Here is a 12,922-nt window from a genome sequence, read left to right as displayed (position 1 = left end):
AATGAACAACCGCTTCTTTGAAGCCTCATCTTTTTAGATCGATATCTTTTCTAAATTAATCAGCTAATTACCCGTATAGTATTTAAGATCCCGTGTATGGTTTAATTTCAATTCTCTGGACATTGTAGGCTAACCGGGAGGTTTGCGTACAAGTCGGTAACCTCCCGCTGAAAGGCAATTGCAGTTATCAATTTTCGGGAGTCTAAATAATGAATAAAAATAACTATTGTCAGATTCGTCTTGAAACAGCAGAAGATTACAGAAAGGTTGAAAATCTCATCAGAGAGTCTTTCTGGAATGTATATCGCCTAGGATGCTGTGAACACTATGTAATCCATGTACTAAGAGAAGATCCTGCTTTTGTAAAGGAGCTTGATTTTGTCATGGAACAGAACGGAATTCTGATTGGACAGAATATGTTCATGCGAACCGTTATTAATGCTGACGACGGACGAGATATACCTGTACTGACTATGGGTCCAATCTGTATTACGCCAAATTTAAAGCGTAAAGGATACGGTCTTAAACTTCTGGATTATTCCCTGAAGAAAGCTGCTGAACTAGGATATGGTGCAGTACTTTTTGAAGGCGACATTGGTTTCTATGGAAAATGCGGCTTTAATTATGCCAGCACTTTTTCTATTAGATACCATGATCTTCCAGAAGGCGAAGATGCATCGTTTTTTCTATGTAAAGAGCTGATTCCAGGTTATCTTGATGGCATTACTGGCGTATATCAGACACTAAAAGGATATTACGTTGACGATGCTGAAGTTGAGGAGTTTGACAAATCATTTCCTAAGAAAGTAAAAAAGAAGCTACCTGGTCAGCTGTTCTAATCAGAAAAATCTCACTTGCCTATTCTCAAACAGAAGTAAGTGAGATTTATATTTTTTTATCTAATATAAAAATAATCACAGCATACTATATACAGTCTATATATTATTCCTAAAATTACAGTTTTTATGGCGTTAATTTCAGGTCGAAACAGAAGTATTTGTGTAAAGTATATTTAACAACATGTTAAAAAGTCTGTGGAAAACTATTTGAAAATTTGCAGAAAAACTTCTGAAAAAACAGTTGGTAAATACATATAAAAAGTATCCTGTCGGAAAATACGTGGTTTCCCACAGATTTTCCCACGATTACCATCACCTTATAAACAAACTTTTTCTTAAATAACAAATTGATTTTAAATAAAAATATTCACTTCCAACATATTTTTCCTTCATAAAAATAATAAAAATAACATATATATAGTTAATTAATATAAAGTTATTATTATTATTGCGTGTCTTTTAATTTAAACAAAAAATTAAGTTGAAATAATAAGATGTGAAAATGGAGTAAAAAAATGAATAGCCATAGAGCTCTCCTGGATAATCTTTCAAAACTTCACACTACAAAACTTGGAATAGAAAGAATTAAGAAAAATCTTAATTTAGCTGACATTGATGTTGTCGATTTCTGCAGACAACTGATAGTAGCAGATGACTGTACCATACAGAAAAGAGGAAAGAACTGGTACTGTAGCAAGGATGATACTGTAGTAACTGTAAACTCCTACAGTCTAACTGTTATTACAGCCCATAAAGAGAAATAACATCTTTCAGATTAAGCCATTATCAGATCAAAGTACCAACACATAATTTTCTATGGAGAAATTAGCTGATAGTATCTTCAGCTAACTATAAGCTTGCCCCAGTCCAGCCGATACCAGCAGATCGATCACGACATAACTCTATATACTTCTACATATCTCTATATCATTACAGATTGAAACAGAAAGAATAGTGTTTAGAGCTGAATTTTTCCTCCCAAAATAAGACATATACAGGAAAGGAGGAAGAAAAAATTTCTTTAATTAACCAGAAGAAAACTCATTATTAATAATGAGTTAAGAATAATTAGCTAGGAATTCACAGGCTTTAAGCATATATCATCAAAAAAAAAATATAGATTTAAATCTCAATTTTTCTAACTTATTTTGTAAAATATCACCTGTTAAAAAATTGTGGAAAACGTTTTGAAAACTATTTGAAAATCTTTTGAAAAATAAGTTGATAAACCTGTATAATTTTTAGGCTGTTAATAACTACAGCTTTTTCCACAATAAACCAACTAAAAACCACAACTTTTTAGACAAAGTTTTTTATAAATAATTATTTGATTTTTAAAAGAAAATCTAACAATCCACAGATATTCAAAGCTAAATAATAAATAAAATAATATATATATATAAATAAATTAATAAGATCTTATTACTATTATCGGCGCTTGTTTTCTGTAGAAAAAAAGAAAAAAAGATCTTCAGAGTAAGATCAGATCCTATAGGTTTTGATGATGAATAGTTTTAGAAATTTTGACGTCATAGTAATTGGTGCCGGACATGCTGGTATTGAAGCTGCTTCGGCAAGTGCCAGAATGAACTGTAAGACCTTACTTCTAACTCACAATCTTGAAACAGTTGGTGAGATGTCATGTAATCCAGCTTTTGGTGGAATCGGTAAAGGACATCTTATTAAAGAAATAGATGCTATGGGTGGTGTATGCCCAACAGCTATTGATCAGGCAGGTATTCAATTCAGAACTTTAAATTCATCTAAAGGACCAGCTGTTAGAGCTACCAGAGCTCAGACCGATCGTCACTTATATAAAGAAGTGATGAGAAAGACTTTATGGAATTATGACAATCTAACTATTTTTCAGCAGCCTACAACCGAAATCATCTATAAAGATCAGACTATCAGTGGAGTAAAAACTGCTGCAGGTATAGAGTTTTACTGTAAAGCAGTTGTTATCTGTGCTGGTACTTTCTTAAATGGTTTAATTCATATTGGCTTAAATCATTACACCGGAGGTAGAGCAGGTGATCCTGCTTCAATAGGCCTTGCTGAAAATTTAAAAGATTTAGGTTTAAAGGTTGGAAGACTAAAGACAGGTACTCCTGCACGTATCGTTGCAAGCTCTATCGATTATTCAAAGATGACAAAACAGGATCCAGAATATCCTCAGCCTGCTTTCTCATTCATGAATGAAGAAAAAATTCATCCAACTCAGGTTCCTTGCTATATCACCAAAACCAATGAGAAAACTCATGAAATCATTAGAGGTGGTTTAGACAGAAGTCCTCTTTATTCTGGTGTTATTCATTCAATAGGACCTCGTTACTGTCCTTCAATTGAGGATAAAATTGTAAGATACCCTGACAGAGATTCTCATCAGGTGTTTATTGAGCCTGAAGGTCTGACTTCACCTCTTGTTTATCCAAATGGTATTTCAACATCACTTCCATTTGATGTTCAGGAAAACTTCATCAGATCAATTGAGGGTCTTGAAAATGCAATTATCGCAAGACCTGGATATGCAATTGAATATGATTTCTATGATCCAAGAGAATTATCTGTTTCAATGCAGTCAAAGAAAGTTCCTGGTTTATTCCTTGCAGGTCAGGTTAACGGAACAACAGGTTATGAGGAAGCCGCAGCTCAAGGCTTGCTTGCCGGTATCAATGCTGGTCTGTATGTAAAGGGACAGCCTGCATGGTTCCCTCGTCGAGACGAGGCTTATGTTGGTGTTCTGATGGATGACCTATGCACATTAGGTACAAAAGAGCCATACAGAATGTTTACCTCCCGCGCTGAATACAGACTGATTCTTCGTGAGGATAACGCTGATCTGAGATTGACTCCAAAGGCCAGAGAATTGGGAATTATCTCTGATGAAAGATGGAGAAGATTTGAGGAGAAGCAGAATCAGATAGAAAAGGAAAAGGCTAGATTAAGAGAAATCTCTGTAAAACCTTCATCTGAGATGGGCCAGAATATAAATAAGATCCTGAATAATCCTATGTCTCAGGAACAAAGTCTTGAAGAAATTCTGAGAAGACCTGAAGTTAAATTTGATGCCTTAATAAAAACTACAGGTCTAGAACCTATAGCAACTACAGAGCAGTCTGTGGAACAGGTTGAGATTCAGGTAAAATATCAGGGCTACCTGCAGAGAGAACTTGATGATATTAAGAAAAAGAAAACCAATGAGCAGACTCTGCTTCCTCTGGATTTTGATTATAAGAATATCAAAGCTCTTTCTAATGAGGTTGCTCAGAAACTTAACGAATATAAACCTGAAACCATTGGTATGGCTTCAAGAATTTCAGGTGTAACTCCTGCAGCTATTTCAATCCTATTAGTTCATTTGAAGAAGATGGATTTATTAGGTAAAAACTAAAGGTTATTCTATGGGAAGAAAAGATAGTACAGTCAATCAGACTGAAATCCTTGGACAGATCAGAAAGTTAATGTCGAAAACCGACATTGAATATACTGATGAGCAACTTGAAAAGTTAGCCTCCCTGGTGGTTCTTCTGTGCAAATGGAATAATGCTCTGAATCTGACTGCTATTAGAGAACCTGATAAGATAGTTGTTCTTCATATTCTGGATAGCGCTGTTATTTCACCTTTAATCAAAGATAAAAATAATATTGCAGATGTGGGAACAGGTGCAGGGTTTCCGGGATTAGTACTTGCTATACTAAACCCTGATAAAAAATTTACATTGATTGACTCTATTGCTAAGAAGCTATCTTTCGTTAGAACCGCAATGACTTCACTTGGTCTTAAAAACGTAACCATAATAAATGACCGCTGTGAAAATATTGTTCCTGAAGAAAAATTTGAATGCATCTTAAGCAGAGCTTTTGCACCGTTGTGTAAAATTGTTGAATGGTGTGAGAACTTAATAGCGGAGTCTGGTGTTTTTATCTGTATGAAAGCAAATTTGGAAGATAATGAATTGAATGATCTTCCTAAAAATGCTCAAATAGAAAGTATAATTGATTTGAGAGTTCCTTCATTGGATGCCAATAGAAAGGCAGTTATATTGAAGCTACATTAAGCATAAGGACTATAAATTGACTAAAGTTATTTCTATTGCTAATCAGAAGGGTGGCGTAGGAAAAACCACCACATGCGTGAATTTAGCTGCATCATTGGCAGCAATGCAAAAGAAAGTCCTAGTTATAGATTGCGATCCTCAGGGTAATGCCACTATGGCATCTGGAGTTTCCAAGTTTGGTCTTGAAAAGTCTATAACCAACGTTCTTATTGATGGTTTAGATGTTAAAGAGGCGATAGTTAAAGAAACTGAGGGCGATTTTCATCTTATCCCTGCAAACGAGGACTTAACAGCAGCAGAAGTAAATTTACTGGACAAATTCGGTAGAGAAAACTTCCTGAAAAAAGCTCTGGATCCAATCAAGTCAGAATATGATTTGATTCTTATCGACTGTCCTCCATCTTTAAATATTCTCACAGTTAATGCATTATGTGCATCTGACTCTATTCTTGTTCCTCTTCAGTGTGAGTATTTTGCACTAGAAGGTCTGACTCTTCTTATTGAAACTGTTGATCAGCTTGCAACCGCTGTAAATCCAAAACTAAAGATCGAAGGTATTCTTCGTACAATGTTTGATAACAGAAACAGACTATCAACAGATGTATCTGATGAGTTGAAAAAGAACTTTGGTGATTTGGTTTATGAAACCATAATTCCTAGAAATGTAAGACTTGCAGAGGCTCCAAGTTATGGAAAACCTGCAATGTATTATGACAAGTCATCAGTTGGCTCTAAAGCATATTTAGCATTAGCTGCAGAAGTAATAGAAAAAACAAAATAAAAGGGAACTCGTATGGCAGGCTTAGGACGTGGACTAGGTTCACTATTAGGTGAATCCCAAAAAATAAAAAAAGAAAGACAGAAAGTTGAGGTTGAGGAAAAGGTTCAGGAGGCTGCTCCTGCTGAAGCTACTGAAACTGTTTCAAAAAATTCAGTTGTTAATATCTCAACTGATAAATTAAAAGCGTCTAAATATCAGCCAAGAAAAAATTTTGATGAGGATTCTATAAAAGAGCTAGCAGACTCTATTACTGAGCATGGTCTGTTAGAACCTCTAATTGTAAAAAAATCTGATGATGTATATGAAATTATCTGTGGTGAAAGAAGATTCAGAGCTTGCCAGCTTGCTTCACTTACTGAAATTCCTTGTCTAGTAAGAGATGATCTTGATTCTAACGGTTATGCTCTTGCTTTGATTGAAAACATCCAGAGAGAAGACTTAAATCCTCTGGAAATGGCTGAAGCCTTTAAGCAGATGCTTGAAGAGTGTCAGCTAAGTCAAGAAGAACTTGCAAAAACTCTTGGAAAATCAAGAAGTACAGTAACAAATATTATTAGACTAAATAATCTTCAGGAAGATGTTAAGAAAATGGTTGTGGCCAATCAGATCGATCTTGGTCATGCAAAGGTTCTTTTATCTCTTGAAGATCCAGACTTACAGCTAAAAGCTGCTCTTTACGTTATAAAGAAGTCTTTAAATGTAAGACAGACTGAAGAGCTTGTAAAAAATATCAAAGTTAATGGCTTCGAAGAAACAAAGAATAAGAAAGTTGTTTTCACAAGTGAAAAATTTTGCGAATGGGAAAAGAAGATTCGCCTGAATCTTTCAGGTATTAAAGCTAAGTTCAAGGCAACTAGCGATTCTAAAGGAAAGTTAACTCTAGCTTATTCTTCAATTGAACAGTTGGAGTCTCTTTTAAATAAATTAGAGATTGAAGCTGATGTAAAAGATCTGAACGTTACTCCTGCTCTTGAAGATAATGTTGAGGAGGAGAATGTATCCGAAGATGCTGTAGCAGAAGATATCTCAACTAATGATACTCCAGTAGAGGAACCTGTTGCAGAAGACGTTGCTCAAGATGAAGCTCCTGCTGAAGAGTTAACTTCAGATGAGGTAGTACCTGAAGAAGCTGTATCCGAAGAGGTAGCAGCAGACGAAGTAGCCCCTGAAGAAGCTGTAACTGAAGAGGTAGCGGCAGACGAAGTAGCCCCTGAAGAAGCTGTAACTGAAGAGGTAGCAGCAGATGAAGTTGCCCCTGAGAAAGCTGTAACCGAAGAGATAGCTGCTGATGAAGTTACACCTGAAGATTTAGCCGCTGGCGAAATTTCACCAGAATCTGCACCAGAAGTAATCACAGAAGAAGTTGTTTCTGAAGATGTAAATCTTGAAGAACTAATGTCAGAAACACCTGAAGAAAAGTGAAAATAATTCAATTCATTGTGATTTATAATTAGGTTATTTATAATGCACATTGATAAAAAAAGTATAAAAATTTATTTAATAAACTTTTTGCTGTGTGCATTATTTTGTACAGTTTACTCATATTTTTTCGATAAAAATTATCTAATTAATTTTGCTTCTGTATTAGATGGTTTTGTCATTTTCTCTATAATAATATTCATCTATTTTTATCTGGCAAACAGAAATTCCTCCAATAAACTCATCTCTCCTGGTTATGTGGTTTATGAGCTTATATATGCCTTTCTTCTCAAGTTTGCAGTTTTAATACTTCTGCTGACACTGAGTTTTAAAATATTTGATTTAAATAACAAAATGATAATTTTAACTTTCAGTTATATGGTTATTTTGCGTTTTATCATTTATTTTAGGAGTGGGCTAAACGATAATTTACGCCAATAACTCCATACAAAATATGATTTTTTGCTTTTGACAAAAAAAGTAAATAGTCGTATTTTTTTACGTTGTTATCGAGCTAAGTCATTAAATTAGTTCTTAATTACAAATAAATGTAGGATGTGTTTTATGTCAGAGAGTAATTCTCAAGGATATATATCTCATCATCTTCACTTTCTTCAGGTTGATCTTCGTGATTTTTCTGTTGTCGACAGTGTTAAAGCCAGTGATCAGACTGCCTTTAATCAGTGTTTAGCCAACGGTGGAACTCAAGAAAATTGTCTAACTCAGGTTGGAACTGAGAAGTGCAAGTTGACAGATTTAGGATCTGGAGTTTGTTATGCTGAGCACCATGCATCAGCAGAATCAAAGATTGTAAATCCTTATACTCTTAATCTCGATTCATTGGGATTGACAGTTGTATTAGGATTTATATTTTTGATGTTATTCAAATACGCATCTAAAAAGACAACCACTGGTGTTCCAAGTAAACTTCAGTGTTTTCTTGAGATGATTTTTGAATTCGTTCAGGGTACTGTTACAAGTATCTTCAAACGTAAGAGCAAACTAATAGCTCCTCTTTCCCTAACAGTGTTCATGTGGATTTTCTTAATGAATCTGATGGACCTTCTACCAATCGATCTAATTCCTGAATTAGCAAAGAAACTTGGAATTCCTTATTTCAGAGTTGTTCCATCTGCAGACGTAAATGTAACCCTGTCTATGGCAGTATGCGTTTTCCTTCTGATTTTTGCTTTTTCTTTCAAGAATATAGGTGTGACAGGCTTCCTAAAGAGTTTAACCTTACACCCATTTAATCACTGGGCATTTATTCCGGTTAATTTCTTGCTGGAAGGTGTTTCCTTACTGTCAAAGCCAATTTCATTAGGTCTTCGACTTTTCGGAAACATGTATGCAGGTGAAATGATTTTCATTCTGATTGCTCTATTACCTCTTTGGTATATTCAGTGGGTGCTAAATGTGCCTTGGGCTCTTTTCCACATTTTGATTGTTACTTTACAGGCTTTTATTTTCATGGTTTTGACCATTGTTTATTTATCAATGGCCAGTGAAGAAGATTAATTTTATTTAAAAAAACAGGAGATATAACATGGATGCGTCTTTAATTTACCTTGCTGCAGGTCTAATGATGGGCTTAGCTGCTATCGGTGCTGCTATCGGTATTGGTATTTTAGGTGGTAAGTTCTTAGAGGGTTCTGCAAGACAGCCTGATTTGTTACCACTATTACGTACTCAGTTCTTCATCGTTATGGGTCTGGTTGATGCTATCCCTATGATCGGTGTTGGTTTAGGTATGTACTTAATGTTTGCTGTTGCAGGCTAATTAGGACTAACCAAATTTAGAGGTATCTAGATTGGAAATTAATGCAACTTTCGTAGGTCAGGCGGTAGCGTTTCTTATCTTTGCCGTGCTGTGCATGAAATATGTATGGCCTCCTCTATTGAATGCAATTGAGAAGAGACAGAAAGAAATTGCTGACGGCTTGACTGCTGCCGAAAAAGCTAAAAAAAGCTTAGAGTTAGCTAAAGAAGATGCAGCGGAAACTGTTCGTTCTGCCAAGGCAGAAGCTCAGAAAATTATTGAAGAAGCAAATAAGACCAGATCTCAGATTATCGACAAGGCTTCAGTAGAAGCTCAGGAAGAGCGTAAAAAGATTCTTGATTTAGCTCAGAGTGAGATTGAATCAGAGAAGAATAAAGCTCGCGAAGATTTAAGATCTGAAGTTATTTCTTTGGCTATTGCTGGTGCTGAGAAGATCATCAATGAAAAGATTGATGAGAAATCAGATGAAGCAATGTTAAAGAAGATAGCTGATTCGCTTTAGAGTAAAGAGGTAATGTAATGGCTGAAAATTTGACTGTTGCAAGACCTTACGCTGAAGCTGCTTTTTCTTTCGCTGTTGATGAGAAAAAACTGGATGAGTGGCAGTGTATGCTACAGGCTCTGTCTGAGGCTTATAAAAATGATTACTTTAGAGATCATTTAAAACTTGCTGCTAATTCATCTGCCGCAGCCGACAGTCTTATTTCGCTGTTAAAGCCTGCCAATCTCATAGATGAACATGGTGAGAATTTCGTCAAGATTATTGGTGAAAACAATCGTTTCGAGGTTCTTCCTGATATCTATGAGGAATTCATAAGATTGAGACAGAAACACGATAAATGTATTTCCGCTCAGCTTATATCCGCAAGAGCTTTTGCAGAAAGCGAAATAAAACTGATAAAGGATAAACTGGCAAAGAAATACGATTGTACCGTAACCATTGAACAGATTATCGATAAAGACCTTATCGGTGGTGCTGTACTTAAGGTTGGTGACAAGGTTATCGATGCTAGTGTAAGGACAAGTTTAAAGAACCTGTCTTCAACCCTCAGATAAGAAAGAGGATAAATAATGCAACTTAATTCGACTGAAATTGCTGATTTAATCAAACAAAGGATCCAGCAATTTAAAGTTGTGACAGAAGCTCGCGATGAGGGTACTATCGTTTCTGTTAACGACGGTATCGTAAGAATTCACGGTCTGTCCAACGTTATGCAGGGAGAAATGCTTGAGTTCGGTGGCGACCTTTACGGTCTGGCTTTGAACTTAGAGCGTGATTCTGTTGGTGCTATTGTTTTAGGACCATACGGTGAACTTTCAGAAGGAATGACAGTACATAGTACTGGTCGTATTCTTGAAGTTCCTGTTGGAAATGAATTGCTTGGAAGAGTTGTTAACTCTCTAGGTGCTCCAATTGATGGTAAGGGACCTGTTAACTGCAATACCTATTATCCTGTAGAAAAGATCGCTCCAGGTGTTATTGCACGTCAGAGTGTTTCTCAGCCTATTCAGACAGGTTATAAAGCTGTTGACTCAATGGTTCCTATCGGACGTGGTCAGCGTGAGCTTATCATTGGAGACCGTCAGACAGGTAAAACTGCCTTAGCGATTGATACCATTATCAATCAGGTTAAATATGGCGTTCGTTGTATTTATGTTGCAATCGGACAGAAGGCTTCTACTATTGCTTCAGTAGTAAGAAAGCTGGATGAAGAAGGTGCTCTATCCAACACTATCGTTGTGGTTGCATCTGCTTCTGATACTGCAGCTCTGCAGTATATTGCTCCATATGCGGGCTGTGCTATGGGTGAGTTCTTCATGGATAACGGTGAAGATGCCCTGATTATCTATGATGATCTGTCAAAGCATGCTGTCGCATATCGTCAGATTTCTCTGCTGTTACGTCGTCCTCCAGGGCGTGAAGCTTTCCCTGGTGACGTTTTCTACCTGCACTCACGTCTGTTAGAGCGTGCTTCACGTGTTAACGCTGAGTATCTGGAGAAAATGTCAGGCGGTAAGATTGTTGGTAAGACTGGTTCTCTAACCGCTCTTCCAATTATTGAAACCCAGGCCGGTGACGTTTCTGCATTTATTCCTACCAACGTAATTTCTATTACAGACGGTCAGATTTTCTTGACTACCAGCTTATTCAACTCTGGTATCAGACCTGCTGTAGATCCTGGTATTTCAGTTTCACGTGTGGGTGGTTCTGCACAGACCAAGATTATGAAGAAATTATCAGGTGGTATTCGTACCGCTCTGGCTCAGTATCGTGAGCTTGCAGCTTTCGCTCAGTTCTCATCAGACCTTGATGATGCAACCCGTAAGCAGCTGGATCACGGACAGAAGGTTACAGAGTTAATGAAGCAGAATCAGTATGCTCCACTAACCGTAGCAGAGCAGGCTCTTGTAATTTTTGCTGCTGAAAGAGGATTCCTGGAAGATGTTGAACTGTCAAAGGTTCTAACCTTTGAAAAGGCTCTTCTAGAGTTTGCTCATTCAAAATATGATTCATTGATTAAGGATATTGATGCAAAGCCTGATTATTCAGATGACATTGCCAATAAGCTGTCTGATTTAATCAAAGACTTTAAATCAACTCAGACTTTCTAGGAGCTCTTAAATGGCAGGTGCAAAGGAAATACGTACTAAGATAGCTTCTGTGCAGAATACACAGAAGATAACTAGTGCTATGCAGATGGTAGCCGCCTCTAAGATGCGCAAGGCTCAGGAAAAAATGAGCCAGTCTCGCCCTTATTCAAAAGGTCTTTACGACATTATTGGTCATATTGCCGCTTCACATTCTGAGTTCCATCATCCATTCATGGAAGAGAGACCTGTAAAGAATGTAGGCTTTATTATTGTATCCACTGACCGTGGTCTTTGTGGCGGTCTTAATATTAACCTTTTCCGTAAGGTTATTCAGAAGATGAATGAATTCAAGGAAAAGAATGTTAACGTTAAGCTTGCTCTGCTTGGAACCAAGGCCAGTGCTTACTTCAATAGAGACGGCTTTGAAGTGCTTGCTTCACATTCTGGATTTGGTGACAACCCTCAGCCAGAAAAACTTGTTGGTGCTATCAAGGTTATGACTAATGCCTATATGAATGGTGAAATCGATGCCATTTATATAGCAAACAATGTCTTTAAGAATACTATGGTTCAGATCCCTGAGTGTATTCAGCTTCTACCTCTGGTTCCTTCCGAGGATCAGGTGGCAAAGAAACATCACTGGGATTATTTGTATGAGCCAGAACCAGAGGCAATTTTAAAGGTCGTACTTGACCGTTATGTAATGCAGATGGTTTATCAGGCTGTTTTAGAGAACCTTGCATCAGAGCAGGCTGCACGAATGGTTGCTATGAAGGCTGCAACCGATAATGCAGAGACTCTGGTAAGTGATTTACAGCTTGAGTATAACAAGGCAAGACAGGCAGGTATTACGATGGAGCTAAATGACATCGTATCTGGTGCATCAGCGGTTTAAAAATTAAGAGGAATTAAAAATGGCTGAAACTTCAAGTCGTGCTGGTGAGAAAGGTACAATCGTACAGATCATTGGCGCTGTTGTTGACGTTGAATTCCAAGAAGGTCATATTCCAGAGCTTTATGACGCTCTAGAGGTAAAGGGTGATGGTAAACATCGTTCTGATCTGGTTCTTGAAGTTCAACAGCAGATTGGCGGTGGTGTGGTACGCTGCATTGCCATGGGTTCTTCTGACGGATTGAGCAGAGGAATTGAGGCTGTAAATACTGGTGCCGGTGTTAAGGTTCCAGTTGGTCGTGAGACTCTAGGACGTATTATGAACGTTTTAGGTCAGCCTGTGGATGAGAGAGGTCCTATCGGACAGAAAGAGGACTGGGAAATTCACCGTCCAGCTCCAACCTATGCTGAGCAGTCATCAACTACAGAAATTCTTGAAACCGGTATCAAGGTTATGGATCTTATCTGTCCTTTCGCTAAGGGCGGTAAAGTAGGTCTGTTCGGTGGTGCTGGTGTGGGTAAGACAGTTAACATGATGGAGCTTATCAATAACATTGCTAA

Annotated in this window: 12 protein-coding genes and 1 pseudogene; all 13 read left to right on the top strand. The window is 37.2% G+C overall.

Features of this window, described 5'->3' with window-relative positions; all coding sequences use genetic code 11:
* Nucleotides 1-209 precede the first annotated feature (209 nt).
* Entirely contained in the window at nucleotides 210-839 is a 630-nt protein-coding gene (locus QZU45_RS08475) for a GNAT family N-acetyltransferase (RefSeq protein WP_295354111.1), read from the top strand.
* 515 nt (nucleotides 840-1,354) lie between these two features.
* A complete protein-coding gene (locus QZU45_RS08470; RefSeq protein ID WP_295354107.1) occupies nucleotides 1,355-1,603 on the top strand; it encodes a DUF3781 domain-containing protein in 249 nt (82 codons plus the stop codon).
* Nucleotides 1,604-2,343: 740 nt separating this feature from the next.
* Nucleotides 2,344-4,230 carry a tRNA uridine-5-carboxymethylaminomethyl(34) synthesis enzyme MnmG gene (mnmG, locus tag QZU45_RS08465; protein ID WP_295354104.1) on the top strand — a complete coding sequence of 629 codons (1,887 nt, stop codon included), beginning with the start codon at nucleotides 2,344-2,346 and terminating at the stop codon, nucleotides 4,228-4,230.
* A gap of 10 nt (nucleotides 4,231-4,240) precedes the next feature.
* Nucleotides 4,241-4,897 (top strand): 16S rRNA (guanine(527)-N(7))-methyltransferase RsmG, encoded by a 657-nt coding sequence (gene rsmG, locus QZU45_RS08460; RefSeq protein ID WP_295354101.1) that lies wholly within the window; start codon nucleotides 4,241-4,243, stop codon nucleotides 4,895-4,897.
* 16 nt (nucleotides 4,898-4,913) lie between these two features.
* Nucleotides 4,914-5,678: a ParA family protein gene (locus QZU45_RS08455; RefSeq protein WP_295354098.1), complete on the top strand. Its 765-nt coding sequence runs from the start codon at nucleotides 4,914-4,916 to the stop codon at nucleotides 5,676-5,678.
* Between the two features lie 12 nt (nucleotides 5,679-5,690).
* Nucleotides 5,691-7,100: a ParB/RepB/Spo0J family partition protein gene (locus tag QZU45_RS08450; RefSeq protein ID WP_295354095.1), complete on the top strand. Its 1,410-nt coding sequence runs from the start codon at nucleotides 5,691-5,693 to the stop codon at nucleotides 7,098-7,100.
* Between the two features lie 561 nt (nucleotides 7,101-7,661).
* On the top strand, nucleotides 7,662-8,615 hold the full coding sequence (gene atpB / locus QZU45_RS08445) for a F0F1 ATP synthase subunit A (protein ID WP_295354092.1): 954 nt from the start codon (nucleotides 7,662-7,664) through the stop codon (nucleotides 8,613-8,615).
* 28 nt (nucleotides 8,616-8,643) lie between these two features.
* Nucleotides 8,644-8,877: a F0F1 ATP synthase subunit C gene (atpE, locus tag QZU45_RS08440; protein WP_031490852.1), complete on the top strand. Its 234-nt coding sequence runs from the start codon at nucleotides 8,644-8,646 to the stop codon at nucleotides 8,875-8,877.
* Nucleotides 8,878-8,908: 31 nt separating this feature from the next.
* Nucleotides 8,909-9,379: a F0F1 ATP synthase subunit B gene (gene atpF / locus QZU45_RS08435; protein WP_074838272.1), complete on the top strand. Its 471-nt coding sequence runs from the start codon at nucleotides 8,909-8,911 to the stop codon at nucleotides 9,377-9,379.
* A 17-nt stretch (nucleotides 9,380-9,396) separates the two neighbouring features.
* A complete protein-coding gene (locus QZU45_RS08430) occupies nucleotides 9,397-9,933 on the top strand; it encodes a F0F1 ATP synthase subunit delta (protein WP_074838269.1) in 537 nt (178 codons plus the stop codon).
* A gap of 15 nt (nucleotides 9,934-9,948) precedes the next feature.
* The gene (atpA, locus tag QZU45_RS08425; RefSeq protein WP_295354089.1) at nucleotides 9,949-11,490 is read left to right on the top strand and encodes a F0F1 ATP synthase subunit alpha; all 1,542 of its coding nucleotides are present in this window, start codon (nucleotides 9,949-9,951) and stop codon (nucleotides 11,488-11,490) included.
* Nucleotides 11,491-11,500: 10 nt separating this feature from the next.
* Complete coding sequence (gene atpG / locus QZU45_RS08420; protein ID WP_295354086.1) at nucleotides 11,501-12,364, top strand: F0F1 ATP synthase subunit gamma; 864 nt, start codon at nucleotides 11,501-11,503, stop codon at nucleotides 12,362-12,364.
* A gap of 19 nt (nucleotides 12,365-12,383) precedes the next feature.
* Nucleotides 12,384-12,922: pseudogene (locus QZU45_RS08415) on the top strand (F0F1 ATP synthase subunit beta); the annotation flags it as partial.

Source organism: uncultured Succinivibrio sp. (assembly GCF_902756765.1).
Lineage (GTDB): Bacteria > Pseudomonadota > Gammaproteobacteria > Enterobacterales > Succinivibrionaceae > Succinivibrio.
Note: the sequence above shows the minus strand (reverse complement) of the source record. Positions and strands in the feature narration are given on the sequence as shown.

Excerpts from the sequence above, each read along its gene's own strand:
- QZU45_RS08475 (WP_295354111.1), top strand. The coding sequence starts at position 210 with ATGAATAAAAATAACTATTGTCAGATTCGTCTTGAAACAGCAGAAGAT.
- QZU45_RS08450 (WP_295354095.1), top strand. The coding sequence starts at position 5,691 with ATGGCAGGCTTAGGACGTGGACTAGGTTCACTATTAGGTGAATCCCAA.
- QZU45_RS08430 (WP_074838269.1), top strand. The coding sequence starts at position 9,397 with ATGGCTGAAAATTTGACTGTTGCAAGACCTTACGCTGAAGCTGCTTTT.
- atpG (WP_295354086.1), top strand. The coding sequence starts at position 11,501 with ATGGCAGGTGCAAAGGAAATACGTACTAAGATAGCTTCTGTGCAGAAT.
- atpE (WP_031490852.1), top strand. The coding sequence starts at position 8,644 with ATGGATGCGTCTTTAATTTACCTTGCTGCAGGTCTAATGATGGGCTTA.
- atpA (WP_295354089.1), top strand. The coding sequence starts at position 9,949 with ATGCAACTTAATTCGACTGAAATTGCTGATTTAATCAAACAAAGGATC.
- mnmG (WP_295354104.1), top strand. The coding sequence starts at position 2,344 with ATGAATAGTTTTAGAAATTTTGACGTCATAGTAATTGGTGCCGGACAT.
- atpB (WP_295354092.1), top strand. The coding sequence starts at position 7,662 with ATGTCAGAGAGTAATTCTCAAGGATATATATCTCATCATCTTCACTTT.
- rsmG (WP_295354101.1), top strand. The coding sequence starts at position 4,241 with ATGGGAAGAAAAGATAGTACAGTCAATCAGACTGAAATCCTTGGACAG.
- QZU45_RS08470 (WP_295354107.1), top strand. The coding sequence starts at position 1,355 with ATGAATAGCCATAGAGCTCTCCTGGATAATCTTTCAAAACTTCACACT.